The sequence below is a fragment of the Roseobacter sp. FCG-D35 genome, assembly GCF_033436665.1.
Taxonomy (GTDB): domain Bacteria; phylum Pseudomonadota; class Alphaproteobacteria; order Rhodobacterales; family Rhodobacteraceae; genus JAWQFO01.
The window spans coordinates 156,040-182,775 of the sequence record NZ_JAWQFO010000005.1 but is presented as its reverse complement, the minus strand read 5'-3'; the positions used below and the strand labels follow the sequence as shown (position 1 = coordinate 182,775).

At 67.4% G+C, this 26,736-nt stretch carries 24 protein-coding genes; 11 read left to right on the top strand and 13 right to left on the bottom strand.

Going from position 1 to position 26,736, the window contains the following annotated elements; all coding sequences use genetic code 11:
* Positions 1-3 precede the first annotated feature (3 nt).
* The 3 genes from R5H30_RS13590 to R5H30_RS13580 are packed head-to-tail and all read left to right on the top strand — an operon-like array spanning position 4 to position 4,465.
* Entirely contained in the window at positions 4-2,850 is a 2,847-nt protein-coding gene (locus R5H30_RS13590) for a molybdopterin oxidoreductase family protein (RefSeq protein ID WP_318328977.1), read from the top strand.
* A complete protein-coding gene (locus tag R5H30_RS13585; protein ID WP_318328976.1) occupies positions 2,847-3,593 on the top strand; it encodes a 4Fe-4S dicluster domain-containing protein in 747 nt (248 codons plus the stop codon). Before R5H30_RS13590 ends, R5H30_RS13585 begins: the two co-directional genes overlap by 4 nt.
* On the top strand, positions 3,593-4,465 hold the full coding sequence (locus R5H30_RS13580) for a dimethyl sulfoxide reductase anchor subunit family protein (protein WP_318328974.1): 873 nt from the start codon (positions 3,593-3,595) through the stop codon (positions 4,463-4,465). The genes R5H30_RS13585 and R5H30_RS13580 overlap by 1 nt, the downstream gene beginning before the upstream one ends.
* Before the next feature lie 98 nt (positions 4,466-4,563).
* On the opposite strand, the gene R5H30_RS13575 is transcribed toward R5H30_RS13580, so the two are convergent.
* The 6 genes from R5H30_RS13575 to R5H30_RS13550 form a co-directional block, all read right to left on the bottom strand.
* Positions 4,564-6,582, bottom strand: coding sequence for a M3 family metallopeptidase (locus tag R5H30_RS13575; RefSeq protein WP_318328973.1), 2,019 nt, complete (start codon positions 6,580-6,582; stop codon positions 4,564-4,566).
* A 117-nt stretch (positions 6,583-6,699) separates the two neighbouring features.
* Entirely contained in the window at positions 6,700-7,746 is a 1,047-nt protein-coding gene (locus tag R5H30_RS13570) for a HesA/MoeB/ThiF family protein (protein WP_318328972.1), read from the bottom strand.
* Positions 7,746-8,204 carry a dUTP diphosphatase gene (dut, locus tag R5H30_RS13565; protein WP_318328971.1) on the bottom strand — a complete coding sequence of 153 codons (459 nt, stop codon included), beginning with the start codon at positions 8,202-8,204 and terminating at the stop codon, positions 7,746-7,748. Before dut ends, R5H30_RS13570 begins: the two co-directional genes overlap by 1 nt.
* Before the next feature lie 3 nt (positions 8,205-8,207).
* Positions 8,208-9,401, bottom strand: coding sequence for a bifunctional phosphopantothenoylcysteine decarboxylase/phosphopantothenate--cysteine ligase CoaBC (coaBC, locus tag R5H30_RS13560; RefSeq protein ID WP_318328970.1), 1,194 nt, complete (start codon positions 9,399-9,401; stop codon positions 8,208-8,210).
* Positions 9,402-9,486: 85 nt separating this feature from the next.
* On the bottom strand, positions 9,487-10,296 hold the full coding sequence (locus tag R5H30_RS13555) for a ChaN family lipoprotein (protein WP_318328969.1): 810 nt from the start codon (positions 10,294-10,296) through the stop codon (positions 9,487-9,489).
* Entirely contained in the window at positions 10,293-11,171 is an 879-nt protein-coding gene (locus R5H30_RS13550) for an RNA polymerase factor sigma-32 (protein WP_318329138.1), read from the bottom strand. Before R5H30_RS13550 ends, R5H30_RS13555 begins: the two co-directional genes overlap by 4 nt.
* 80 nt (positions 11,172-11,251) lie before the next feature.
* Between R5H30_RS13550 and cobU the strand changes: the two genes are divergently transcribed.
* From cobU to R5H30_RS13535, 3 genes are read left to right on the top strand one after another with little or no spacing between them, the layout of a single operon-like run.
* Positions 11,252-11,791, top strand: coding sequence for a bifunctional adenosylcobinamide kinase/adenosylcobinamide-phosphate guanylyltransferase (gene cobU / locus R5H30_RS13545; protein ID WP_318328968.1), 540 nt, complete (start codon positions 11,252-11,254; stop codon positions 11,789-11,791).
* The gene (locus R5H30_RS13540) at positions 11,788-12,369 is read left to right on the top strand and encodes a histidine phosphatase family protein (RefSeq protein ID WP_318328966.1); all 582 of its coding nucleotides are present in this window, start codon (positions 11,788-11,790) and stop codon (positions 12,367-12,369) included. The genes cobU and R5H30_RS13540 overlap by 4 nt, the downstream gene beginning before the upstream one ends.
* 60 nt (positions 12,370-12,429) lie before the next feature.
* The gene (locus tag R5H30_RS13535) at positions 12,430-13,122 is read left to right on the top strand and encodes a glutathione S-transferase (RefSeq protein ID WP_318328964.1); all 693 of its coding nucleotides are present in this window, start codon (positions 12,430-12,432) and stop codon (positions 13,120-13,122) included.
* Positions 13,123-13,129: 7 nt separating this feature from the next.
* Here the strand turns inward: R5H30_RS13535 and R5H30_RS13530 are convergent, their stop codons facing one another.
* The gene (locus R5H30_RS13530) at positions 13,130-13,714 is read right to left on the bottom strand and encodes a hypothetical protein (protein WP_318328963.1); all 585 of its coding nucleotides are present in this window, start codon (positions 13,712-13,714) and stop codon (positions 13,130-13,132) included.
* Positions 13,715-13,840: 126 nt separating this feature from the next.
* On the opposite strand from R5H30_RS13530, the gene R5H30_RS13525 reads away from it, so the two are divergent.
* Positions 13,841-15,355: a YifB family Mg chelatase-like AAA ATPase gene (locus R5H30_RS13525; protein ID WP_318328962.1), complete on the top strand. Its 1,515-nt coding sequence runs from the start codon at positions 13,841-13,843 to the stop codon at positions 15,353-15,355.
* Here the strand turns inward: R5H30_RS13525 and R5H30_RS13520 are convergent.
* From R5H30_RS13520 to rsmI, 4 genes are all read right to left on the bottom strand, one after another.
* Positions 15,321-16,235 (bottom strand): alpha/beta hydrolase fold domain-containing protein, encoded by a 915-nt coding sequence (locus R5H30_RS13520; protein WP_318328961.1) that lies wholly within the window; start codon positions 16,233-16,235, stop codon positions 15,321-15,323. The two genes, R5H30_RS13525 and R5H30_RS13520, sit on opposite strands and share 35 nt — an antisense overlap.
* The gene (gene gshB / locus R5H30_RS13515) at positions 16,232-17,167 is read right to left on the bottom strand and encodes a glutathione synthase (protein ID WP_318328959.1); all 936 of its coding nucleotides are present in this window, start codon (positions 17,165-17,167) and stop codon (positions 16,232-16,234) included. Before gshB ends, R5H30_RS13520 begins: the two co-directional genes overlap by 4 nt.
* Positions 17,168-17,248: 81 nt before the next feature.
* Positions 17,249-17,626, bottom strand: a complete 378-nt coding sequence (locus R5H30_RS13510) for a YraN family protein (protein WP_318328958.1) — start codon at positions 17,624-17,626, stop codon at positions 17,249-17,251.
* A gap of 14 nt (positions 17,627-17,640) precedes the next feature.
* Complete coding sequence (gene rsmI / locus R5H30_RS13505; RefSeq protein ID WP_318328956.1) at positions 17,641-18,504, bottom strand: 16S rRNA (cytidine(1402)-2'-O)-methyltransferase; 864 nt, start codon at positions 18,502-18,504, stop codon at positions 17,641-17,643.
* 97 nt (positions 18,505-18,601) lie between these two features.
* Between rsmI and R5H30_RS13500 the strand changes: the two genes are divergently transcribed.
* The 3 genes from R5H30_RS13500 (at position 18,602) to R5H30_RS13490 (ending at position 23,386) form a co-directional block, all read left to right on the top strand.
* Positions 18,602-19,780, top strand: coding sequence for a penicillin-binding protein activator (locus R5H30_RS13500; protein WP_318328955.1), 1,179 nt, complete (start codon positions 18,602-18,604; stop codon positions 19,778-19,780).
* Between the two features lie 82 nt (positions 19,781-19,862).
* Positions 19,863-22,640, top strand: coding sequence for a [protein-PII] uridylyltransferase (locus R5H30_RS13495; protein WP_318328954.1), 2,778 nt, complete (start codon positions 19,863-19,865; stop codon positions 22,638-22,640).
* Positions 22,641-22,819: 179 nt separating this feature from the next.
* Complete coding sequence (locus tag R5H30_RS13490) at positions 22,820-23,386, top strand: P-loop NTPase family protein (protein WP_318328952.1); 567 nt, start codon at positions 22,820-22,822, stop codon at positions 23,384-23,386.
* A 5-nt stretch (positions 23,387-23,391) separates the two neighbouring features.
* Here the strand turns inward: R5H30_RS13490 and R5H30_RS13485 are convergent, their stop codons facing one another.
* Positions 23,392-23,820 (bottom strand): OmpA family protein, encoded by a 429-nt coding sequence (locus R5H30_RS13485; protein WP_318328950.1) that lies wholly within the window; start codon positions 23,818-23,820, stop codon positions 23,392-23,394.
* A 73-nt stretch (positions 23,821-23,893) separates the two neighbouring features.
* Positions 23,894-24,877, bottom strand: coding sequence for an aldo/keto reductase (locus R5H30_RS13480; protein ID WP_318328949.1), 984 nt, complete (start codon positions 24,875-24,877; stop codon positions 23,894-23,896).
* A 147-nt stretch (positions 24,878-25,024) separates the two neighbouring features.
* On the opposite strand from R5H30_RS13480, the gene murJ reads away from it, so the two are divergent.
* The gene (murJ, locus tag R5H30_RS13475; RefSeq protein ID WP_318328948.1) at positions 25,025-26,620 is read left to right on the top strand and encodes a murein biosynthesis integral membrane protein MurJ; all 1,596 of its coding nucleotides are present in this window, start codon (positions 25,025-25,027) and stop codon (positions 26,618-26,620) included.
* Positions 26,621-26,736 lie beyond the last annotated feature (116 nt).

The window sequence follows — 26,736 nt, the reverse complement described above, 5'->3', positions numbered from 1 at the left end:
CCGATGAGCTTTACCGAGCCCAAGATCGACCTCAGCCCGGCGGTTTCGGACGAGGTGCGCAAGACGACCTGCTACATGTGCGCCTGCCGCTGCGGCATCAACGTGCACATGAAGGGCGGCAAGGTCGCCTACATCGAGGGCAACCGCGATCATCCGGTCAACAAGGGCGTACTCTGCGCCAAGGGCAGCGCCGGGATCATGCAGCACAACGCGCCCTCGCGCCTGCGCGCGCCGCTCAAGCGCACGGGTCCGCGCGGCTCGGGCGAGTTCGAGGAAATCACCTGGGACGAGGCGCTGAAGATCGCCTGCGACTGGCTGGAGCCGATCCGGCACGACAATCCCGACAAGCTTGCCTTTTTTACCGGCCGCGACCAGTCGCAAAGCTTCACCAGCTTCTGGGCCCAGGCCTTTGGCACCCCGAATTACGCGGCGCACGGCGGGTTCTGCTCGGTCAACATGGCGGCGGCCGGCATCTACACGATGGGCGGAGCGTTCTGGGAATTCGGCCAGCCCGACTGGGAGCATACCAAGCTCTTCATGCTTTTTGGCGTGGCCGAGGATCACGACAGCAACCCGATCAAGATGGGCATCGGCAAGATCAAGGCCCGCGGCGCGCGCGTGATTGGCGTGAACCCGATCCGGACGGGTTACAACGCGGTCGCCGATGACTGGGTCGGGATCACACCCGGCACCGACGGGCTGTTCATCCTCGCGCTGATCCACGTGTTGATGAAGGCCGGCAAGATCGACCTCGACTACCTCGCGCGGTTCACCAATGCACCCTGCCTCGTCAACGCTGATCCGGGATCGGACGAGGAAGGCCTGCTTCTGCGCGACGACGACGGCAAGGAACTGGTGATCGACCGCGCCACCGGCAAGCCGACCCCCTTCGACCGCGCCGGCGTGCGCCCGGACCTGTCGGCCAGCCACGACATCGACGGCGTCACCCATCGCACGGTCTTCCACCACATGGCCGCGCAGTATCTCGACGCCCGCTACGCCCCCGAAGCCGCGGCCCAACGCTGCGGCATCCCTGCGGGCCGTATCCGTGCCATCGCCGCGGAACTAGCCCGCGTGGCTTTCGAGGAAGCCTTCGAGATCAAGCATCAGTGGACCGATTTCCGCGGCGAGACCCATGAGAAAATGACCGGCCGCCCGGTCTCGTTCCACGCGATGCGCGGCATCTCGGCCCACGCCAACGGCTTCCAGACCTGCCGCGCTTTGCACGTGCTGCAGATCCTGCTCGGCACCGTCGAGGTCCCCGGCGGCTTCCGCTTCAAGCCGCCCTACCCCAAGCCCGCCACCGCGCACCCGCGCCCGCACGCGAAATCGACCCCGGACAGCGCGCTCAACGGTCCGCACCTCGGCTTCGTGCAGGGTCCCGAGGATCTGGCCTTGCAAGCGGATGGCACGCCCTGCCGGATCGACAAGGCCTTCACCTGGGAAAACCCGATGTCGAGCCACGGGCTCATGCACATGGTAATCTCGAACGCCCATGCCGGCGATCCCTACCGGATCGACACGCTGATGATGTACATGGCCAACATGTCGTGGAATTCGTCGATGAACACGTCGGGCGTGATGCAGATGCTGACCGACACCGACGAGAACGGCGACTACGTCATCCCGCGCATCATCTACTCGGACGCCTACAGCTCCGAGATGGTGGCCTATGCCGATCTCGTGCTGCCCGACACGACCTACCTCGAGCGCCACGACTGCATCTCGCTGCTCGACCGTCCGATCTGCGAGGCCGATGCCGCCGCTGACGCGATACGCTGGCCCGTGGTCGAACCCGACCGGGAGGTGCGCGGTTTTCAGTCGGTGCTGATCACGCTGGGTGCGATGCTCGACCTGCCCGGTTTCGTCGACGAGGACGGCAGTGCGAAATACGCCGATTATGCCGACTACATGGTCAACCACGAACGCCGGCCCGGCGTCGGCCCGCTCGCCGGGTTCCGCGGCGATGGCAGCGCGGTCGGGCGCGGCGCGGTCAACCCCGATCAGCTAGATCGCTACATCGAGAACGGCGGCTTCTTTGCCGCCCATATCCCCGACGCAGCGCTTTACTACAAACCGTGGAACGCCGCCTACCAGGACTGGGCGGTCGGCATCGGTCTCTTCGACCGACCGCAACCCTATCTCTTCCAGCTCTGGTGCGAACCCCTGCGTCGGTTCCAACTTGCGGCCGAGGGCAAGGGCGACGCACAACCGCCCGAGCATCTGCGCGACCGGCTGAAGCGTACGATGACGCCCCTGCCCGACTGGTACGAGACCGACCAGACCGGCAATGACGGCTACACCATCCACGCGCTGACCCAGCGCCCGATGGCGATGTACCATTCCTGGGGCAGCCAGAACGCCTGGCTGCGTCAGCTGCACGGGCGCAACCCGCTCTACGTGCCGACCAAGCTGATGCGCGCGCATGGGCTCTCCGACGGCGACTGGGCCAGGGTATCCTCGCCGCATGGCGAGATCACGGTCCCGGTGATGGAGATGGCCGCGCTCAACGAGAACACGGTCTGGACCTGGAACGCCATCGGCAAGCGCAAGGGCGCCTGGGCGCTCGACGAAGACGTGCCCGAGGCGACCCGCGGCTACCTGCTCAACCACCTGATCCACGAGTTGCTCCCGCCCAAGGGCGACGGGCTGCGCTGGGCCAATTCCGACCCGGTCACCGGCCAGGCCGCCTGGTTCGACCTCAAGGTCCGGATCGAGAAGGTCGATGCCCCGCGCGACGCGGCCGCCCCGGCCTTCGACGCGATCCGAAGCCCGGTCGACAAGGGCCCGGACAGTCTGGCTTGGTCCGTCGGCTTCCCGGGCGCCAAAAGACGGGACCGCGACGCATGACCGACCTGCCCGCCACCACCCAGCGCAAGCTCGGGCTCGTCATCGATCTCGACACCTGCGTCGGCTGCCATGCCTGCGTGATCTCCTGCAAGGGCTGGAACACCGAAAACTATGGTGCGCCGCTGTCGGACCAGGATCCCTACGGCGTGGACGTCTCCGGCACCTTCCTCAACCGGGTGCACAGCTACGAGGTCCAGCCCGCGCAGGGTGCTGCGCAGCTCGTACATTTCCCCAAGTCCTGCCTGCATTGCGAGGACGCGCCCTGTGTCACCGTCTGCCCCACCGGCGCAAGCTACAAACGCACCGAGGACGGGATCGTACTGGTCAACGAAAGCGACTGCATCGGCTGCGGCCTCTGCGCCTGGGCCTGTCCCTACGGCGCACGGGAACTCGACCAGGCCGAAGGCGTGATGAAGAAATGCACGCTCTGCGTCGACCGCATCTACAACGAGAACCTACCCGAGGAGGACCGCGTCCCGGCCTGCGTGCGCACCTGCCCCGCCGGCGCGCGCCACTTCGGCGATCTCGGCGATCCCGACAGCGCGGTCTCACGCCTCAGCGCCGAGCGCGGCGGCCTCAAGCTGATGCCCGAGCAGGGCACGAAACCCGTCAACCGCTACCTGCCGCCGCGCCCGAAGGACGGGTTGGGCGAGATCGACGTGCTCGCCCCGTTGCTCGCCCCGGTAGCCGAGGAGCCTTCGGGCTTCTTCTCCTGGCTCGACAAGGCGCTGGAACGTCTCTGATGCATCCCGCCCCGTCCGTCATCGCCTTCACGACCTTCTCCGGGCTCGGCTTCGGCCTGCTGGTCTTCCTCGGCCTCGGCGTCCCGCCCGTCACCAGCTGGGTCGCCTTCGTCTTTTTCGCCATAGCCTATGTCTTCGCCGTGGGCGGACTTTTGGCCTCGACCTTCCACCTCGGCCGGCCCGACCGCGCGCTCAAGGCTTTCACCCAGTGGCGAACCTCCTGGCTCTCGCGCGAGGCCTGGTGCGCGGTCGCAAGCCTCGTCACCATGGCGCTCTACGGCGCCGGCCTCGTGTTCTTCGACCAGAGGCTTGCCCCGCTCGGCTGGCTCGGCGCCCTGCTGTGTCTCGCAACGGTCTTTACCACCTCGATGATCTACACCCAGCTTGCGACCGTGCCGCGCTGGCACACGCACCTCACGCCCGTCAGCTTCCTCGCCTGGTCGCTCGCCGGAGGCGCGCTGCTCGCAGGGCAGATCACGGCCGCGATCCTGCTGCTGCTCGCTGCCGGGGCCATACAGATCGCGCTCTGGCTGCGCGGCGACCGTGCGCTGGCCCGCTCCGGCACCGACATCACCAGCGCCACCGGCCTCGGCGGCATCGGAGCGGTCCGCGCCTTCGAGCCGCCGCACACCGGCAGCAACTACCTCACCCGAGAGTTCGTCTTCACGGTTGGCCGCAGACATGCGAAGAATCTGCGCATCGCGGCCATCACCCTCGCCGTCCTGCTTCCGGTCTTCCTGCTGGTCCTGCCCGTCGGCCACGTCATCGCCGCGCTCGCCGTGCTCTCCCATGTCGCCGGGGTCCTGACCGCGCGCTGGCTCTTCTTCGCACAGGCCGAACATGTCGTCGGCCTCTACTACGGACACCGCTGACTGACACTCCCCCACCTCTCTGGTTCGTCAAATATCCCGGGGGAGACGCGGCATGGCCGCGGCGGGGGCAGCGCCCCCTCCCCCGCGCCCGCCACGCATCACGCTGAGGCCACGAGTCCACGCCCGCGCAGCAGCGCCTCGACCCCCGGAAGGCGTCCGCGGAAGGCGGTGTAAAGCTCCGCCGCGTCCCGGCTGCCGCCTGTCGAAAGGATGTGTGTCTCGAGCGCTTGCGCCTGCGCAGGATCGAACGGACCGCCGGCCTCCTCGAAGGCTTCGAAGGCGTCGGCATCCATGACCTCGGACCACATGTAACTGTAATAGCCCGAGGAATAGCCGTCCCCGGCGAAGACATGCGCGAAATGCGGCGTCGCGTGGCGCATCGTGATCGCGTTCGGCATCCCGATCTCCGCCAGGATCTCGGCCTGCCACGCCATCGGATCGGCCGGCGGCGGGCCGTCGTGAAAGGCGAGGTCGACCAGCGCCGAGGCGATGTACTCGACGGTCTGGAACCCCATGTCGTAGGTCGCGGCCCCCAGAACCTTTTCCAGCAGCGCCTCCGGCATCGGATCGCCGGTTTCGACATGGGTGGCGTATTCCTGCAGCACCGGGCGCACGTCCAGCCAGTGTTCGTAAAGCTGGCTGGGGAGTTCCACGAAATCGCGCGCCACCGAGGTACCGGACACGCTTTCGTAGGTCACGTCCGACAGCATCTGGTGCAGCGCATGACCGAACTCATGAAACAGCGTGCGCGCGTCATCATAGGACAGCAGCGCCGGGTCGCCCTTGGCGAAGTTGCAGACGTTGATCACCACCGGCGTCTGCTCCTGAGGGAACTTCGCCTGCGCCCGCATCGCCGAGCACCACGCACCGGACCGTTTCGAGCTTCGCGCGAAATAGTCCCCGATGAACACCGCGACGTGACGCCCCTCGCGGGTCACCTCCCAGGCCCGGCAGTCCGGATGGTAGAGCGGCACTTCGAGCGGCGTGAATTCCAGCCCGAACAGACGGTTGGCGCAGGCAAAGCTCGCCGCGATCATCCGTTCGAGCTGGAAATAGGGTTTGATCGCCGCCTCGTCGAGATCGTGTTCGGCCGCGCGCCGGCGTTCGGCGTAGAAACGCCAGTCCCAGGGTTCGAGATCGCCGTTGATGCCGTCGGCATGCATCATCCCGGTCAACACGTCGGCATCGGCCAATGCCTGCGCCCGCGCCGGCACCCAGACTGCCATCAGAAGGTCACGCACTGCCGCGGGCGTTCCGGCCATCTCGGTTTCGAGCTTGTAGTCGGCAAAGCTTTCGTAGCCGAGGAGCGTCGCGCGCTCGGCACGCAGGCCCAGGATCTCCGCGGCGATACCGCGGTTGTCGGTCTCCCCGCCATTCGCGCCCCGCGCCGCCCAGGCCCGGAAAGCCTTTTCTCGCAGATCGCGCCGGGTCGAGAACTGCAGGAACGGCACGATGAGCGACCGCGACAGTGTCACCACCGGACCCGTCGCCCCCTTCTCTCGACCCGCCGCCCGCGCCGCGGCGACGACGAAGTCCGGCAGCCCGTCGAGGTCGGTTTCCGCCAGCGGCATGAACCAGTCGCGCTCGTCGGCCAGCAGGTTCTGCGTGAACTCCGTCCCGAGAACGGCCAACCGCGACTTGATCTGCCGCATCCGGGCATCCTCCGCGCCGTCAAGCGCGGCCCCGGCCCGCACGAAGCTGCGTCGGGTCAGCATCAGCACCCGCGCCTGCTCGTCGTCGAGCTCCAGGATATCGCGCGCCTGCCAGACCGCCTCGATGCGCGTAAACAACGCCTTGTTGCCGGAAATCTCGGCAAAATGATCGGCCAGCCGGGGCGAGAAATCGCGCTGCAGCGCCTCGCGCTCGGGGTTGCTGTCAGCGCCGGCCAGCGTGAAGAAAGCACCCAGAACCTTGTCGAGCGTTTGTCCCGCGGCTTCCAGCGCCTCGATCGTGTTGGAGAAATCCGCCGGCGCGCCGTTTTCCGCGATGGCATCGATCTCGGCCCGGTGTTCGGCCAGCGCACGATCCAGCGCCGGCGCGAAATCCGCATCCGAGATGGCATCGAACGGGGCGATCCCGAACGGCGTTGTCCAGGTCTGCAAGAGGGGGTTTGTCATCGCATTCTCCTTTGCCGTCAAGCTAGGCACCGGCTTCGCAGGGGACAAGCCGAGGCCGGTGACGCAGCACCCCGGAATTTTGCAAAATTCCGGCCCGTTTTCTTCGCAAGAAAACGCTCACGCCCCGCCGCAGACCGGACAATCGGCCCGGCGGTCCAGCGCGATCTGGCGGTTCTCCCCGTAAAGTGCATCGTAGATCGTCATCGTCCCGCGCAACGGCACTCCGGCGCCCGTGACGATCTTGACCGCCTCCACCGCCATCATCGCCCCGACCACACCCGGCAAGGGGCCGATCACGCCCGCCTCGGCGCAGGAGGGCGCAAGCCCCGCCGCCGGGGCCTGTGGGAAGATGCATTGGTAACAGGGCGCGCCGCGGGCCGGATCGAAGACCGAGACCTGCCCTTCCCACTGGCTGAGCGCGCCCGAGACAAGCGGAATGCCGCGCGCCACGGCCGCCTTGTTGACGAGGTAGCGCGTCGCGAAATTGTCGGTGCCGTCGAGCACCACGTCGTAATCCGCCAGAAGCTCTTCGGCGATCTCACCGGTGATCTCGCGGTGATAGGGACGCACGGTCACGAAGGGGTTCTGCGCCAGCATCGCGGTGCGCGCGGAAAACACCTTCGGCATCCCGATGGCATCGTCGCGGTGGATCACCTGCCGCTGCAGGTTGGCGTTGTCGACGGCATCGCCATCGATCACCCCGATGGTGCCGACCCCCGCGGCGGCGAGATACTGCAGCGCCGGGCTGCCGAGACCGCCGGCCCCCACCACCAGTACCCGCGCCTGCTTCAGCGCCTTCTGGCCGGGACCGCCCAACTCGCGCAGCACGATGTGACGGGCGTAGCGATCGAGCTCGGTCTCGCTGAAGAGCGCCGCCGCCGTCGCGTCCTCCGGCGGCGCGACTCGACCCTCGGCCCGCGCTCGCAGCGCCTGCAACAGGATCCGGTAAAGCCAGACCAGCGCCAGCGCGGCCCCGAGCAGAAGCCAGGGCGCAGCAGTTTCACCGGTGGCCGTGCGCAGCGGGTGCCCGGCCGGAAACGCGAGCTGCAGCCCGAGCACGGCGAGGTAGAGCACCCCGAGCATGGTCAGGCGCACCTGTCGTGGCACCCCCGCGACCATGCCGAGCCCCCAGAGCGCGGCGCCGAGACCGAACACCAGCAACATCAGCCCGACCCGGTGGAGCCGAAGCCACTTTCGCCCCGCTTCGTTTCGCCCAGCGCGTCGGCGGGTTCGAACTGCGCGCGGACGACCGGCGCGACGACAAGCTGCGCGATGCGCATGCCATGTTCGACCGTGAAGGCCTCCTGCCCAGCGTTCAACACGATGATTCCAAGCGGCCCGCGGTAATCGCTGTCGATGGTGCCGGGCGCGTTGGGCAGCGTGATCCCGTGTTTCAGCGCCAGCCCCGAGCGTGGCCGGACCTGCACCTCGAAGCCCTCGGGGATCTCGATCCGCAGCCCGGTCGGCACCAAGGCACGCGCCCCGGGCTCCAGGACGATGTCACCCTCGGGAAGATGCGCGCGCACGTCGGCGCCGGCGGCACCTGCGCTTTCATAGCTGGGCAGACCGATCGTCTCGTCCGCGCCATCCTCCCAGATCGCCCTGATTGCAACTGCCGTCATGAGTCAGGCAAGCGTCCCGGCGATGCGTTCGGCGAGGCGGCGCGCCACCATGTCCTTGCCCATGCGCGGCCAGCTTTCCGCCCCGGCGTCGTCGATGATCGTCACCGCGTTCTCCGATCCGCCCATCACGCCGGAGGCGGGCGACACGTCGTTGGCCACGATCCAGTCGCAGCCCTTGCGCGCACGCTTGGCCTCGGCATTGGCCTGCACGTCGTCGGTTTCGGCGGCAAAGCCGATCACAAGCCGCGGCCGGCCCTCTGCCATCTGTGCAACTTCGCGCAGGATGTCAGGGTTCTCGGCGAACTCCAACACCGGCAGCCCGTCTCGCGACTTTTTCAGCTTGCGCGGGCTTTCCTGCTTCATCCGCCAGTCCGCGACCGCCGCCGCAAAAACCCCTGCGTCCACGGGCAGGGCGGCCATGACCGCCTCCCGCATCTCACGCGCCGTGTCGACGCGCACCACTTCGACACCGGCGGGCGGCGGTACTTCGGCCGGTCCGGTCACGAACGCCACTTCGGCGCCAAGAGCGGCGAGCGCGCTGGCGAGCGCTGTGCCCTGGGCCCCGGACGAGCGGTTGGCGATGTAGCGCACCGGGTCAATGGGTTCGTGCGTCGGACCCGAGGTCACCAGGATCCGGCGACCTTTCAGCGGCCCGTCGCCAAGGCGCGCCTCGATTGCCGCCACGATCTCGAGCGGTTCGGCCATCCGTCCCGGTCCGTATTCGCCGCAGGCCATGTCGCCGTCATTGGGTCCGACCCGCGCCACCCCGTCCTCTTCCAGACGGGCAAGGTTACGACGGGTGGCCGGATGCTCCCACATCCGCACGTTCATGGCAGGGGCGATCAGGACCGGGGTGTCGGTGGCAAGCAGGAGGGTGCTGGCGAGGTCCGAGGCGAGGCCTTGCGCCATGCGCCCCATCAGGTCCGCCGTCGCCGGCGCCACCACCACGAGGTCAGCAACGCGGCTGAGCTGGATATGGCCCATCTCGGCCTCGTCCGTGAGATCGAAAAGGTCGCGGTACACCTTGCGTCCGGCCAGGGCCGACACCGAAAGCGGCGTCACGAACTCCTCGCCGGCGCGGGTCAGGACCGGGGTTACCGTCGCGCCGCGCTCGCGCAGACGCCGGATCAGGTCGAGCGACTTGTAGGCCGCGATCCCGCCGCCGATGATCAGAAGGATATGCCTGCCCGAAAGCATCCGCCGCGCCTTTCATCGTTCGTCCGGCAGACCATAGGCCGTGGCGCTGCCCTCCACCAGCCCCGTGCGCCGGTGCCCGCGACACTCAGCGCTTGAAGGCGTCACAGGGATCGCCGCGGTCGACCGGTTCGGCATCCGCGACCTGAGAGAACGAACCCTCGGGCGCGCGGCTGGCCTCTCCCTGGCCGAGAGCGAATACGACGACCGAGGGCGCTGCACGTTGCACAAGCGCGGGCGCTCCCCAGTCGGTCCGCGCGTGGCCGTTGCCTGTGATCACCGCGACCGGACCGCCGGTGCGCTCCAGCGCCTGTAGTGCGGCCTCGGCGAGCGCTGCGTCGCGCAAACGCTGCACGTCGACCATGGTCGGCAGCATGTCCTCCGGCAGCGCATCGCAATGGGCGGCGCGCTGCAGGTCCATCCGCGCGACCTGCTGATCCTCGGGAAGCGGATCGGCAAGCCCGAACCGCGCCCCGGACACGCCTGCCGCCGCCGCGAGTCCACCCTCCATCAGAGCGTCGAGCCCTTCGCGCGGCACGCCCGCGCCGAGCACCTCGGCCTCTGGCGCAGCCTCGAAGATGGGAAAATACATCGCGAAATCCGGCCAGCCGGACGCGTCCCAGTCGAGCACTTTCGCGAGCTCCTCGGCGTCCCGCCGCACCTCCGGGGTCACCTGCCGGGCCTGATCTTCGGTCAGCATCTCAAAGACGAGTACTTGAGGCTCCAGTGCCGCGACCCATTCGGCCTGCCGCGCGTGATGTCCGGGGTTGTCATGAGCCTCGCCGAGAAAGACGATTTGCGCCTCGCGCGCCGCGGGCGGCGGGTCGGCCGGAGCCGAGACGCAAAGCGCGGCCCAGAGGGCCGCGGCAAGGCAGATGGATCCGGGTCGGAACGTCACATCAGCAGGCTGTGGACTTCGCGCGACTGTGTCTCGAGCGACTTGCGCATCTTGGCGAAAGCGGCGGCTTCGAGCTGTCGCACGCGTTCTTTACTCAGCGAAAGCTCCTGCCCGAGGCTCTCAAGGGTCCGCGGCGCATCGCGCAGCTTGCGCTCGCGCACGATGAAGCGCTCGCGCTCGTTGAGATCGCTCATCGCCTGAATCAACCAGTCGCGCAGTTGCAGCGTGTCGTGCCGTTGCTCGACCGTTTCGGCGGCCTGCGCACTGTCGTCCTCGAGCGCATCGACCCACGACCGACCCTCGTCTTCGGTCGATTGCGTCGCGTCGAGCGAGAAGTCCGATCCCGAAAGACGTCCTTCCATCATTTCGACGTCATGCAACGGCACGCCGATCTCGGTCGAGATCATCTGACGCAGCTGATGCCGATCCAGCACCTCGCCCGCGGCAGCCGATTCGCGCTCCAAGCGGGCCTGGACACGCCGCATGTTGAAAAACAGCGATTTCTGGCTGCTGGTAGAACCGGTGCGCACCATCGACCAGTTTCGCATCACGTAGTCTTGGATCGACGCCTTGATCCACCAAACCGCGTAAGTGGAGAACCGCACGCCGCGATCGGGATCGAATTTGTCTGCGGCTTTCATAAGGCCGAGACCCGCTTCCTGCACGAGATCGTTCATCGGCGCGCCATAGCGCTTGAACTTGGCGGCCATGGAAACGGCAAGTCGCATGTAGGCGGTAATCAGCCGGTGCAAGGCGGCTTCATCCCCCTCGTCGCGCCAGGCATAGGCCAGTTTCAGCTCGGTCTCGGCATCCAGCAATTCGGCCTTCATCGCCTGTCGGGACAGGTTCATGTCTCTGGGGGAATCTAGGGGCATAAACACGTCTCCGCTGTTGAATCGTGGCACTCTTGTCGTGCGCCTTTGCAACAATTACGCAGGATACATGCGTTTGGTTCATGACAAAGACTGAGAAAATGTTGCCAAAACTCAGCCTCGTTCTAGGTGGAGCCGCCTCCGGAAAATCGGACTGGGCAGAAAACCTGTTGCTTTCCAGCGGGTTGAAACCGGTTTACCTTGCTACGGCCCGGGTCCTCGACGGCGAAACCGAGACAAAAGTGGCAAGGCACCGCTCACGCAGAAGTGTGGCGTGGCACACTCTTGAGGCAGATCTCGACCTTGGCCCTCCGCTTTCCGGGCGTGCGCCCGACGAGGCCGTCCTGCTGGATTGCGCGACAATGTGGCTGACCAACCACCTGATCGACGGCAATGATCTAGACGCCGCGCAGTCTGCGCTGCTGGGCACCGTGCAGGACTGCCCCTGTCCGGTGGTGGTGGTCAGCAACGAGGTCGGGCACGGGATCGTGCCGCAGAACGCGATGGCACGCGACTTCCGGGAGCGGCAGGGCCGTTTGAACATCGCACTCGCCGGGGCGGCTGATCTGGTCGTGCTGGTCACCGCCGGTCTGCCCCAGGTTCTGAAAGGCACGCGGCCATGACCGTCTGGCACTGGGTGCGCCATGGGCCGACGCACGAGCGCGCCTTCGTGGGCTGGCGCGACGTTCCGGCGGACCTGAGCGATACGGCCGCGCTCGGGCGGCTGCGCGATCACCTGCCCGAGCGCGCACTTCTCGTCTCTTCCGACCTGTTGCGCGCCAGTGCCACGGCGGATGCAATCGCCGGAGACGGGCACGATCGCCTGCCGCACGAAGCCGACCTGCGGGAGTTCGACTTCGGAGACTGGGACGGGCTGCACTTCACCGAGGTCGCCGAGCGCGATCCAGATCTGAGCCGGACATACTGGGAGGCGCCAGGCGACGTCGCCCCGCCGGCGGGCGAAAGCTGGAACGCCGCCGCGCGCCGCATCGATGCGGCCGTCGCCCGCCTGAACCGGCGCTACCCCGCCTCTCACATCATCGCCGTGGCGCATATCGGGACCATCCTGACACAGGTGCGCCGCGCGCTCGGCGAGACCCATGTCGAGACCATTGCGCGAAAGATCGACAACCTGTCGGTGACCGAGATCCGCTGGCAGGGTGCGACGGGACAGGTGACGCGGATCAATCACTGTCCGTGATCGACCGGCGCACGAAACGGCGTTTGCCGGCACAGGTGTCCTACGCATACCCTGCGCCGCATGAGCGACGACACAACCTACGACCTTTACATCGGCGACCGCAGCTTTTCGAGCTGGTCCCTGCGCGGTTGGCTGATGCTGGAAAAGTTCGGCCTGCCGCACCGGGTACATGCGGTCGGCCTCTATTCCGGAACCATGGCCGAGGATCTCGCAGCGCTGTCTCCGGCGCGGCTCGTGCCGGTGCTGCGTACGCCCGAGGGATTCGTCGTCGGCGAGACACTGGCAATGGCCGAAACGCTTGCCGAACGGCATCCCGAGGCCGCCATGTGGCCCTCCGATCCCGCGGCGCGCGCTCGGGCGCGCTGGCTTTGCGCCGAGATGGCGAGCGGATTCACTGCCCTGCGCGGCGCCTGCCCGATGCAGCTTCTCCACGTCTACGAAGGATTTGACGCCTCCGACGCGGTCCGCAGCGACCTCGCCCGGATCGAGCGGATCTGGGCGGAAGCGCGCGACATGGCGGTCTTCAGTGGTCCCTGGCTTTTGGGCGACTATTCCCTGGCGGACGTGTTCTACGCACCAATCGCCGCACGGATCATCGGCTACGACTTGCCGGTGTCGTCCGACGCCCGCAGCTATTGCGAGACCGCAGTGTCCGATCCGGCGTTTCGAGCCTGGCGGGCCGAAGGGTTGAAAACCACCTACGACCCGGTGCCCTACGCGCTCGACCTCGCGACGCGGGCCTGGCCCGACTGACCCGGCCTCAGAAGCGGCGGCGCAGTCCGATGGTCAGGGCGTTGGATCCGGTGTCGATCGGGAACACCCCATAGCCGTCTGAGCGGTGATGGATGCGGAACAGCAATTCATCCTCGGTCTGCGCGAGATCGTAGGCCAATTCGATCATCCAGTAGAACAGCGTCTGCGTCGAATCCCCGTCCCGGTCGATCTCGACCTGCGGGCGCTCACTGGCCCAGGAAAGCCCCAGCCCGAAGGCGAGGCTGTCGAGGTTCGGCAGGTACGCACCCTGCCGGTCGTAGCGCACCGTGAAAGGGGTATTGATCTCGAAATGGCCCTGCCGACCGAAATGCTGGACCGCCTGAACCTCGAGGCCAAAGCTGAACCGACCGGCCTGTGCGAACTGGCGTTCCAGGCCCAGACCCACGAGGCCCGACTTGACGTAGTCGGCATCCCACACCTGCACCGCGTCATGCCACGGATCGCGGGTCATGACGCCGGCGAAACCGGTCAGAGCCCAGCCGTCATCGGCACGCGCAGGGACATATGAGGCGCAAAGCAGCAGTATCGGCAGGCAGAGGACCGCCCCGCGTTTCCGAATGTTCGTCGTCAAACTCTTCCGCCCCCGGATCTGGCGCGATGTTGCCAGCACTGCGCGCCGGCAGCAATGCCGCGGTACGCTTAATTGTTCGTAAACCATGATGCGATTACCCATGAATGGTCCGGAAGCGAGGGGGAGATGGTCTCACGCGCCTACACGGTGGCCTTCCAGGGCGTCGATGCGCGGCTGGTCGAGGTCCAATGCGCCGTCTCGCCGGGGCTGCCCGCCTTCGGCATCGTCGGGCTGCCGGACAAGGCCGTATCCGAGGCCCGTGAACGGGTGCGTGCAGCGATGGCGGCAATGGCCATCGCCCTGCCCTCGAAGCGCATCACCATCAACCTCAGCCCCGCGGACCTGCCCAAGGAGGGCAGCCATTTCGATCTGCCGATCGCGCTCAGCCTGCTCTGCGCGCTCGAGATCATTCCGGCCGACGTCGCCGAAACCGTGGTGGCGCTGGGGGAACTGTCGCTCGACGGTGCGATGATGCCGGTCGCGGGGGCGTTGCCGGCCGCGGTGGCCGCCGCCGAGGACGGCCGCGACCTGCTCTGCCCCGCCGGTTGCGGGGCCGAGGCGGCCTGGGTCGAGGATGTCAAGGTGATCGCCCCGGCGACCCTGGCCGACCTGGTGCGGCATTACACCGGTCAGGTGCCGCTGCCGCCCGCGACGCCCGGCGAGGTGCGCGCCGCGGGTCCGGTCCGCGATCTCAGCGAAGTCAAGGGCCAGGAACGCGCCAAGCGCGCGCTGGAGATCGCAGCGGCAGGGCGCCATCACCTGCTGTTCGTCGGCACGCCCGGCTCGGGCAAGTCGATGCTGGCGGCCCGACTGGGTGGTATCCTTCCCCCGCTCAGCCCGCGCGAGGCGCTGGAAACCTCGATGATCCACTCGCTGTCCGGCCTTCTGGACGAGGGCGGCATCTCGCGCGACCGGCCGTTCCGCGAACCGCATCACACCGCCTCGATGGCCGCGATCATCGGCGGCGGTCGTGGCGCCCGGCCGGGCGAGGTGTCGCTGGCGCATAACGGGGTGCTCTTCATGGACGAGTTCCCCGAGTTTCCCCGCACCGTGCTCGAGACCCTGCGCCAGCCCATCGAGACCGGAGAGGTCATGGTCGCGCGGGCCAATGCGCATGTGAAATACCCCTGCAAGTTCATGCTGGTGGCGGCGGCCAACCCCTGCAAGTGCGGCTACCTGTCCGATCCGAACCGCGCCTGCGCCCGGGTTCCGGCATGCGGCGAGGATTACATGGGCCGCATCTCGGGTCCGCTGATGGACCGTTTTGATCTGCGCGTCGACGTGCCGCCAGTCACGTACGCAGATCTCGACCTGCCGGCGTCCGGAGAACGCTCCGAACGCGTCGCCGAACGGGTCGCGGCAGCCCGCGCGCGCCAAGCACGGCGTTACGCGGACTGCGCGGCGGCGCGCCTGAACGCAGACGCCGAGGGCGCCGTGCTCGAAGAGGTCGCAACCCCCGACGACGAGGGACGCGCACTGCTCAACCGGACCGCGGACCGATTCCGCCTGTCGGCCCGCGGCTATCACCGGGTTTTGCGCGTGGCGCGCACCATCGCCGACCTCGACGGATCGGAGGCGGTCCGGCGTCCGCACGTGGCCGAGGCGGTCAGCTTCCGCCTTGCGGTGCCCGGAGACGCCTGATCCACTCCGCAAGGCGCCGGATCGTTGCATTGGCTTCGGGCAGAAGAGGTCCGAAAAGCGGCCAGACGTGCGGCAGGTCCCGCCCGGTCTCGAGCGTGACGTCGACGCCCTGGACCCGCATTCGCTCCGCGATCCGCAGCGTGTCGTCGCGCAGGATCTCCGTGTCGCCGACGCACAGCCAGACCGGAGAGGCACCCTCGAACGACGCATGAAGGGGCGAGGCGCGCGGATCCTGCGGATCTTGGCCCGACAGGTAGAAGATCTGGAGTTCTCCGATCCGATCCGCAGGCATCACGGGATCGCGGTCGGCGTTTTCGATGATCGAGCCGCCTGTGAAGCCCATGTCGGTCAGGGGCGAGAACGCAAAAAGCCCGCGAGGACGCGGTTCACCACGTGCGATCAGGGTTCCGAGCAGTGACAGGGCCAGACCGCCGCCCGCGCTGTCGCCGCCCAGAACGATCCGCTCGGCAGGCACGCCGCTTGAAACTAGGCCATGCCACGCCAGCATCACGTCGTCGCAAGCGGCCGGGAAGGGATGTTCAGGGGCCAGCCGATACCACGGCAGCACCGCCGCGACGCCGGCGGCGCGCGCGAGGCGTGCGACAAGCGCCGCATGCGTATTCGGGCTGCCGAAGACGTAGCCGCCGCCGTGGAAGTAGAGCAGTACCGAATCCGAGTCGTCGACCCAAGGTCCCTCGATCCGCAGGGCGTCTATCCCGGCGAGGTCAATACGTGTCCTGCGCGTCCCGCGCGGAACCGGGAACAGCCACCGGGCCTTGAACTCGAACGAGGCGCGCAGCTTTTCAGGGCTCGCGTTCAACAGGTGCGGGCGCTCGAACCGGCGCAGGCCGGCGTTGAGCAGCCGCAGGTGCGGCTTCACGCCCGCTTGGCCTCGATCGCCCGCCAAATCTTCCCGGCGATATTCACGCCGTCGAAGCGCTCGAGCTCCTGAATGCCGGTGGGCGAGGTCACGTTGATCTCGGTCAGCCAGTCGCCGATCACGTCGATGCCGACGAAGATCTGCCCCTTTTCCTTCAGCACCGGACCGATCCGCGCACAGATTTCGCGGTCGCGTTCGGTCAGGCCGACTTTCTCGGGCCGGCCGCCGACATGCATGTTCGACCGCGTCTCTCCCTCGGCCGGGACCCGGTTGATCGCCCCGACGGGTTCGCCGTCGACGAGGATCACGCGCTTGTCGCCCTTGGACACGGCTGGAAGGAATTTCTGCACGATCAGCGGCTCGCGCGAGAAGCCGGTGAAAAGCTCGTGCAGCGAGCCGAGGTTGCGGTCGTTGGCGTCGAGCCGGAACACGCCCGCGCCGCCGTTGCCGTAGAGCGGTTTGAGGATCACGTCGCCGTGGCGCTGCTTGAAGGCGCGGATGGTGGCGAGATCGCGCGCGATCGTGGTCGGCGGCGTCAGGTTGGGGAAGTTCAGCACCAGCAGCTTCTCGGGCGAGTTGCGCACCCAGAACGGATCGTTGACCACAAGCGTGTCGGGCATAAGCCGTTCGAGAAGGTGTGTCGAGGTGATGTAGTGCATGTCGAAGGGTGGATCCTGGCGCAGCCAGACCACGTCGAAATCGGCCAGATCGACCTCGCGCATTTCGCCAAGTGTCGCATGCTCGCCCTGCACGCGCTGCACCGTCATGTCCTGACCGCGCGCGGTGATGCGCCCCTCCTGGTAGGCGAGGTGATCGGGGGTGTAGTAGAACAGCTCGTGCCCGCGCGCCTGGGCTTCCTCGGCCAGCCGGAAGGTGCTGTCGGCGTCGATGTTCACGGACCCGATCGGGTCCATCTGAAAGGCGATCTTCATGTCCGCTCCCCGAAACTTCTGCTGTCGTACATGGCGCAGCAACAGAGCGCGCGCAATGCCCGAGCGGCGCGCGGACGCGGCTCAGCCCTGCCCGAGGGCGTTTCTGAGGATGCTGCAGGCGCCCGAGGCATCGACGAGCGCCACGTCGAAGCGGCATTCGGTCAGCGCGCCCTTGGGTTCCCGACCGAGGAAATCCTCAGCCGACAAAAGCAAGCGACGGATCTGGGCCGGGGCAAGGCGCTGCGCCGCACGCGCGAAGTCGCTGCTTTTCTTGACCTCCACGAAGACGACCGCCTCCCGACGCCGCAAGACGAGGTCGATCTCGCCGCCGCGTCCGCGCCAGCGCCGGTGGGCGAGCGTGTAGCCGTGCTGCAGGTAGTGCCGTTCGACCGCCTCTTCTGCCGCAGCGCCGGCATGGTAAGCGGTGGAGCCAGACGCCAGCCTTTGCATGTCGTTCATCGGGTTGTCCTGCGCTAGCCGTCGTCTTTCGCGATCGAAAGCGCGGCTTTGTAGACCTGTTTGCGCGGCAGGCCCGAGGCCTTGGAGACCACGTCCGCGGCATCCCTGACCGACATCGAGCCGAGCGCTGCGCGCAGTTCGGAGTCTAGGTCGAAATCGCTAACGGTTTCCGAACGCGGCCGGTCCACGAGCACGACGATTTCGCCCTTAGGCGCGGCACCGGCGTAGACCTCGGCAAGACTTTCCAGCGTGCCGCGCCGGACCTCCTCGAATTTCTTCGTGAGCTCGCGGCAGACCGCCGCGCTGCGCGCCCGGCCCAGCGTTTCGGCAGCATCGCGCAGCATCGCCCCCAGTCGCTTCGGCGATTCGTAAAGCACCAGCGTTCCCGGGACGTCGCGCAGCGCCGACAGGGCCGACAGCCGTGCCGCTTTTGCCTGCGGCAGGAACCCGCCGAAAAAGAACGCGTCGGTCGGAAGCCCGCCCAACGCGAGGGCTGTCAGCGCGGCGGACGGACCCGGCGCGCAGGTCACCGGGAGGTCGGCGGCGACCGCGGCGCGGGAAAGCTCGAAACCCGGATCGGCGATCAGCGGCATCCCGGCCTCCGAGGAATAGGCGACCGACCGGCCTTCGGCCATCTGCGCGACAAGCCGATCCACAACGGCGTCGCGACTGTGATCGTGCAAGGCCATCAGCGGGCGTCCGTCCAGTGGCACGCCGTGGATGTCGAGCAGCTTGCGCAGGCTGCGCGTGTCCTCGGCGGCCAGCACGTCGGCGCTGGCCAGAACGTCGAGTGCGCGCAGGGTGATGTCGCGCGCACTTCCGATCGGGACGCCGACGAAATGAAGACCGGGCGCCAGCGGCGCCTTGCGGAAATTCAAGGCTGGACCCGCCTTTCGTGACGACTATGATCGGTGCCGAACGCGGAAAGCGGCGCGCTGCGCCCGCCGCAGATGACCGATCCAGGAGTTCCTGCCCATGTTTGCTGTTTTCCGCACCGCCCGCAAGGCCTTGCGCTGGTTGCTGCTGCCCGTCCTCGCCGTGCTTCTCGCCGCCTGCGACACGGCCCTCGGACCGATCACGGGCGGCCCGTCGATCGACACCTCCGAACCGGTCACGGTCGCGCTTCTGGTGCCGAGCGGATCGGGGTCGTCCGGCGACGAACTCCTGGCCAAGAGCCTCGAGAACGCGGCACGGCTGGCGATGCGCGACCTCTCGGGCGTTACCATCGACCTTCGCGTCTATTCGACGGCGGGCAATGCCGGGCAGGCCGCCTCGCAAGCCTCGCAAGCCGTGAATGACGGCGCCCAGATCATTCTCGGGCCGGTCTATGCCGAGGCCGCCAACGCGGCCGGGCGTGCCGTCGCGGGATCGGGCGTCAACGTGTTGTCGTTCTCCAACAACTCCGCGATCGCGGGCGGCAACGTCTTCGTGCTTGGCCAGACGTTCTCGAACACGGCGAACCGCCTCGTCGGCTATGCCGGCACGCAGGGGCGCAACAACATCGTCATCGTGCATTCGCAGGACCCGGCGGGCGAACAGGGTCGCCAGGCCATCGCATCGGCGATTTCGCAGAACGGCGCTTCGCTGGCCGGGACGGTCAGCTACGCGCTATCGCAGGAGGATGTGATCGCAGCCGTGCCGAACGTGAAGTCCACGGTCGACGCGACCGGCGCGAACGCGATCTTCCTGACCAGCCCCTCGGCCAGCGCGCTGCCGCTCTTCGCCCAGCTTCTGCCCGAAGCCGGCGTCAGCCCCGGCGTCACGCAATACATCGGCCTGACCCGCTGGGACATCCCGCCGCAAACCGTATCGCTGCCGGGCGTCCAGGGCGGCTGGTTCGCCGTGCCCGATCCGGCCGCGGCCGGTGCCTTCAGCGCGCAGTATCAAGGCGCCTACGGGTCCGCGCCGCACCCGATCGCGGGTCTTGGCTTCGACGGGATCGCCGCCATCGGCGCTCTGGTGAGCCAGGGCAGGTCGAATGCGCTCTCTGCCGGATCGTTGACCCAGGGCGCGGGATTCCGGGGCGCGTCGGGCGTCTTCCGCCTGCGCCCGGACGGCTCGAACGAGCGTGGGCTGGCGGTCGCGACGATCAGCAACAACCAGGTGCGGATCATCAGCCCCGCGCCGCAGGGCTTCGGCGGGGCGCTGTTCTGAGCGCCGCCTATCGGACCCCGCGGGCAGCGGCATGCCGCCCCGCGCGCCCCGATATGATGCCCCGACCATCGGATCGGATGAGATGAGCAAGGCCACGGCCGTGATAGAGGCCCCGGAGGATTCCGGGCTGATCTGCCCTGCGGAGCAGATTTTCGACGCGCAGCGGTTCCGCGGGCGGCTGGCCGAGATCGTCGCGCGCACGAACGACGCCATGACGATCCGCACCGAGGTCGTGAAGGCTCTGCGGACCGAACAGGCCGAAGGCCGCGCGGCGATTGCCGAGGCCTTCCGCGCCGAGCCGTTCGCGGCCCGTCCGATGACCCGGGCCTATGCCCATCTCACCGACCGGCTGGTCTGCTCGGTGCTGCATGTCGCCACGGAAGTCCTGCATCCCAAGGCCAACCCGACCGCCTCGGAACGGCTCGCGGTGATCGGCGTCGGCGGCTACGGACGCGGCGAGATGGCGCCCTACTCGGACGTCGATCTGCTGTTCCTCACGCCGTACAAGATCACTCCCTGGGCGGAGAGCGTGATCGAGTCGATGCTCTACATGCTGTGGGACCTCAAGCTGAAGGTCGGCCACGCCAGCCGGACGATCCGCGACTGCCTGCGGCTGGGACAAGAAGATTTCACGATCCGGACGTCTCTGCTGGAACACCGGCGCATCGCGGGTGACGCTGCACTTGCCGAGAAGTTCGACACCCGCCTGCGTGAAGACCTGTTCGCCGGGACGGGTCGCGAATTCATCGAGGCGAAGCTCGCCGAGCGCGACGCGCGCCATGTCAAACAGGGCCAGCGCTACATGGTCGAGCCTAACGTCAAGGAGGGCAAGGGCGGGCTGCGCGACCTGCAATCGCTCTACTGGATCGCCAAGTACATCCACGGGGTCGACAAGGCCGCCGACCTCGTGCCGCTCGGGGTCTTCACCGCGGCGGAATACGAGACCTTCGCGGCCGCCGAAGATTTTCTCTGGGCGGTGCGTGGCCATCTGCATCTGCTCTCCGGACGCGCCACGGAACAGCTGACCTTCGACATGCAGGTCGCGGTGGCCGAGGCGTTAGGCTACGAGGATTCCGGCGGGCGGCGCGGCGTCGAGATCTTCATGCAGGCCTATTTCCTGCACGCCACCGAAGTGGGTGACCTGACGCGCATCTTCCTGACCAAGCTCGAGGCCGAGAACGTGAAGGCCGAGCCGCTGCTCGAGCGCATCTTCCGCCGGCGCCGCAAGATCAAGGACAGCTACACGGTCATCAACAACCGCATCGCGATCGCCGATGACGGCGCGTTTCTGTCCGATCCTCTGAACCTGCTGCGCATCTTCGAGGAAGCGCTGCGCACGGGCATGCTGATCCATCCCGACGCCATGCGCCTGATCAAGTCGAACCTCCACCTGGTCGACGACGAGATGCGCAACACCCCCGAGGCACAGCGCATCTTCTTCGATCTGCTGCTCAAGCATGGCAACCCCGAACGCGCGCTGCGCCGGATGAACGAGCTTGGCATGCTCGCGGCCTTCATCCCGGAGTTTGAGCCCATCGTCGCGATGATGCAGTTCAACATGTATCACAGCTACACGGTGGATGAGCACATCATCCAGTGCATCACCAACCTCAGCCAGATCGAGCGCGGCGAGTTGGAAGAGGACCTGCCGGTGGCCTCCTCGATCCTCAAGAGCGGTGTGGACCGCAAGGTTCTCTATACCGCGCTCCTGCTGCACGACATCGGCAAGGGCCGGCCGGAAGATCATTCGATCCTGGGCGCGCAGATCTCGCGCAAGGTGGCGCCGCGCCTGGGGCTGAACAAGGCCGACAGCGAAACCGTGGAATGGCTCGTCCGCTATCATCTGCTGATGTCGGACATGGCGCAGAAACGCGACATCGCCGATCCGCGCACGGTGCGCGACTTCGCCAAGGCGGTCCAGACGGTCAAGCGGCTAGACCTGCTCTGCGTTCTCACGGTCTGCGACATCCGCGGCGTGGGGCCGAACACCTGGAACAACTGGAAGGCCGTGCTGATCCGGGCGCTTTACCGCCAGACAAGGCGCGCGCTCGAGACCGGGCTCGAGGATCTCAACCGCGAGAACCGCGGCGCCGAGGCCAAGAAGGCGCTGCGCGAGAAGCTGAAGGACTGGCCGCGCAAGGATCTGCTGGCCGAAACCGGACGGCACTACGATCCCTACTGGCAGGGGTTGCATGTCACCGCGCACGAAGTCTTCGCCAGTCTTCTGCGCGACATCGGCGACGACGAGATCCGCATCGATCTGCACCCCGACGAGGAGCGCGACGCGACGCGGGCCTGTTTCGTGATGGCCGATCACCCCGGCATCTTCGCCCGTCTCGCAGGCGCGCTGGCACTGGTGGGCGCGCAGGTCGTCGACGCGCGCAGCTACACGACTAAGGACGGCTTCGTGACCGATGCCTTCTGGATCCAGGACTCCGAAGGTCAGCCCTATGACGCGGCGCGGCTGCCGCGCCTGCGCCAGATGATCGAGAAGACCCTGCGCGGCGAGGTGGTGGCACGCGAGGCGTTCAAGACGAAGGACAAGGTGCGCAAGCGCGAAAGGGCTTTCCGCGTTCCCACCCATATCACCTTCGACAACGAAGGCTCGGAGATCTACACGATCATCGAGGTCGACACCCGCGATCGGCCGGGCCTGCTGCACGATCTCGCGCGCACGCTTGCCGCCAGCAACGTCTACATCGCCAACGCGGTGATCGCGACCTATGGCGAGCAGGTGGTCGACACCTTCTACGTCAAGGACATGTTCGGGCTGAAATACTATTCGCTCGGCAAGCAGCGCACGCTTGAAAAGCGGTTGCGCGAAGCCATCGATGCCGGCACGGAGCGTGCCGAGAGCTGATCGTGATGCCGGCGGTCAGGAAACCCGGCCGAGGTCGGGCAGGATATCGCCCTGCGTCAGAACGCGCTTTGACAGGCAATGCTGCAGGCGCATAATAAATACTGGGAATGGGGTTGAAACATCCGCCGATCAGTGCGCGGGCTTTTGTATCGCGCCCGAGACACGGCGGAGCCAATGCCATGAAACGTGTCATGATCGTCGGACAGCCCGGGTCGGGAAAGTCGACACTCGCGCGCAAGCTTGGCGCGCTGACCTTTCTGCCCGTCTACCACATGGATCATATCCACTGGACCTCCGGCTGGATCGAGCGCGCCCCGCGTCAGAAGGACGCGCTCTGTGCCGAGGTGCACGCCCGTCCGGAATGGATCTTCGAAGGCGGGCGCTCGGCCACGTTTCCGCAGCGCCTCGCGCGCGCGGACACGCTGATCTGGCTCGATTTTCCGCCGACCTTGCGCATGGTGCGGGTCCTGCGTCGCACGATCCGCCACTACGGCCGCACGCGACCTGATCTGCCGGATGGCTGCCCCGAGCAGTTCAACCGGGCCTTCCTGCGCTACATCTGGCGCACGCGGCAGACCCACCGTGCCATGTTGCAACGCCTTTACGATTCGGCCCCGGAAGAGAAGTCGCGCGTGCGTCTCGGCTCCGCGGCAGAGGTACGCGCCTACCTGCGCGACCTCAGCGCCGCGCTGTCGGTGGGAAATCTCGGCATACCCCATCGCGGCGAAAGCTTTTCGGCCGGCTGAATGCCTCAGCGGATGTTGACCACCACGATCACCTCGGCGCGTTCGTTGCGCGGCTCGCGCACGCCATCGCCGGTCGCCACGGCGGGCAACTGCTCGCCCCGCGCGGCATAGGTGACGCGCTCTTCGGGAATCCCATAGCCCAGAAGCCGCCCGGCGACCGCCAGCGCGCGTTCGTTGGACAGCGCCTGGCTCTGCTCGGCGCTCAGGAACGTGTCTGAATGCCCCACGACCGCCACCGGTGCGCTGCGCTTGATCGCCGCCCGCGCCGCAGTGTTGAGCGTCGCCAGACTGTCAGGCGTCAGGGTCGCCGTGCCCGGCTGGAAAAACACGATGAAGGTTCCGGGGCTCGACGTTTTCTTCTTGCCGCCCCCTCCGCATCCCGTCAGCGCCAGCGCAGCGCACAGGATCACGGCTGCCCGAATTGCCTTGGTCATGGTTGTACCCCCGTTCTTCAAGACAGGCCTCGTGAGGCGGGATACTACCTGCAAACGCTGCCACCACAAGATGTCAGCAGTAGCGTTCGACCGCCTGCATCTGGTTGTCGGAATAGCGGTCGCCGAAGGCGAAACCGGCCGGCAGGATCGCCTCGATCGCGACCATGGCTTCGTCGTCGAGATTGATCTCGGACGCCCCCGCCCATTCGGCCAGATGTTCTGCGGTCCGGGTGCCGGGGATCGGGATCAGGTGATCGCCCCGGTTCAGCACCCAGGCCAGCGCCAGTTCCGCAACGGTGTGACCGCCTGCGCGGGCATGGACCTTGAATGCGTCGATGAGCGCCCTGTTGCGCGCATAGTTCTCGTCCGAAAACCGCGGGATCTCGAGCCGGAAGTCGCCCGGCACCATCGCGGCGGTGTCCGGGTAACTCTCCGAGAACACGCCCCGCGCAAGCGGCGAGAAGGGCACGAAGGCGATGCCCAGCTCGACGCAGGTCCGCAGCATCCCCAGTTCGGGCAACCGCGTCCAGAGCGAGTATTCGCTCTGCACCGCCCGGCAGGGATGGATCGCATGGGCCGTGCGTACCGTGCCGGGCGAAACCTCGGACAGCCCGTAGCCACCGATCTTCCCCTCGGCCTCCAGCTCGGCCATCAGCCCGACCACGTCCTCCAGCGGCACGCCGTGGTCGCGCCGGTGCACGTAGTAGAGATCGACCCGCTCGACGCCGAGACGAGACAGCGAACCTTCGAGCGCCTCGCGCAGATGCGCGGGATCGTTGTTGGCCCGCCGCCCGGGCTCGCGCGTGATGCCGCCCTTCGTCGCAAGCACGACCTGGGGTTTGCGCGACGCGAGCCACGTTGCCAGTACCTCTTCCGACCGCCCCATGCCGTAGACGTTCGCGGTGTCGAGAAAGGTGATGCCGTGCTCCAGCGCCGCATCGAGGCAGCGCAGGCTCGTCGCCTCGTCGGTTTCTCCGAAGGCGCCGGCAAAGCTCATGCACCCCAGCCCGATCGCCGATACCTCGGGACCGCCCGCCCCCAGCCTGCGTGTCTTCATTCTGCACCCTCCCGCTCGCGCTCCTTTCCTGCCCGATCGCGCCCCGCCCGTCAAATCCGCGACGGATGACCGAAGGCGCACGAGGATTCTTGCACCTTGCGCGAGGCTCCGCTAACGCTCGCGGAACGCGCAGCGAAAGGGCCTGCCTTGCAACCCATCCGCCTCATGGCCGGCTTCTTCACGGTCGGCATCTGGACCCTGCTCAGCCGCGTCCTCGGCTTCGTGCGCGACGTGATGATCGCGGGCTACCTCGGCTCCGGGGTCGTCGCCCAGGCGTTCCTCGTCGCCTTTGCCCTGCCCAACATGTTCCGCCGCTTCTTCGCCGAAGGCGCCTTCAACATGGCCTTCGTGCCGATGTTCTCCAAGCGGATCGAGGCCGGCGAGGGCGCCGAGGAGTTCGCGCAGGACGCCTTTGTCGGCATGACCTTCATCCTGACCGTCTTCACCGTGCTCGGGATCCTCGCCATGCCGCTTCTGGTGATAGTCATGGCCTCGGGGTTCGCAGGCGACGAACGCTTCGATCTCGCTGTCGAATACGGCCGCATTGCCTTTCCCTACATCCTCTTCATCTCGCTTGCGGCCCTGCTCTCGGGCGTGCTGAACGCCACCGGGCGCTTCATGGCCGCCGCCGCCGCCCCGGTCGTGCTCAACGTGATCTTCGTTCTCGCCATGCTGCTCAGCGCCGCCTTCGGACGCCCGTTGTCCGACGCGCTCGGCCTCGGCGTCGACGCCGCCCTCGGCCTGCGCGTTGGCGACACGCTGGCGCTTTCTGTGCCACTCGCCGGCGCCGCTCAGCTGGCGCTGGTCTGGTGGGCCGCGTCGCGCGCGGGCTTCCGCATGCGGCTGCGCAAGCGCCCGCGCCTCACGCCGGACCTCAAGCGCCTTGCGATCATCGCCGCCCCAGCGGCCCTCGCCGGTGGTGTCGTGCAGGTCAACCTGCTGGTCGGTCGCCAGGTGGCGAGCTTTTTCGACGGCGCCGTGGCCTGGCTCGCCTACGCCGACCGGCTCTACCAGTTGCCGCTGGGCGTGGTCGGCATCGCCGTCGGTGTCGTGCTGCTGCCGGATCTCTCGCGCCGCCTCAAGGCGCGCGACGACACCGGTGCGCGCAACGCGCTCAGCCGCGCCGCCGAGGTCTCGCTCGCCCTGACGATCCCGTCGGCCGTGGCGCTCGTTGTCATTCCCTTTCCGCTCGCCTCGGTGCTCTACGAGCGCGGTGCCACCGGGGCCGACGATGCCGCCGCCATCGCCATGGCGGTCGCGGTCTACGGGCTCGGCCTGCCCGCCTTCGTGATCCAGAAGATCCTGCAGCCGGTCTTCTTCGCCCGCGAGGACACTCGCCGCCCGTTCCACTACGCGCTTGTGGCGATGGTGGTGAACGCCGCCATCGCCATCGGCCTCGCCCCCGTGCTGGGCTGGATCGCCCCGGCGCTCGCCACGACGCTGGCCGGCTGGGCGATGGTCGCTCTTCTCGCCGTCGGAGCCCGGCGCTACGGCGATGTCGCGCGCTTCGACGCACGCTTTCACCGCAGGATCTGGCGCATCGTCGCAGCCTCCGCGATCATGGGCGCAGCACTCTGGCTCGGCAACCTGGCGCTCGGGCCGGCGCTCGGCATCGCCTGGTGGCGCGTCCTTGCCCTCGCCCTGTTGATCGTGATCGGCATCGTCACCTATTTCGGCGCCGGCCAGCTGATCGGCGCCTTCCGCCTCGCCGAGTTCCGCAGCGCCCTTCGCCGGGGCGCCTGACCTCTCGTCTCTCTGGTTCGGAAGTATCCCGGGGGAGGCGCGCGCCGCGCGCCGGGGGCAGAGCCCCCGATCCGCGACCGAACCGGGCGCGGGCAGGGTTTCTTGACGATACCCCG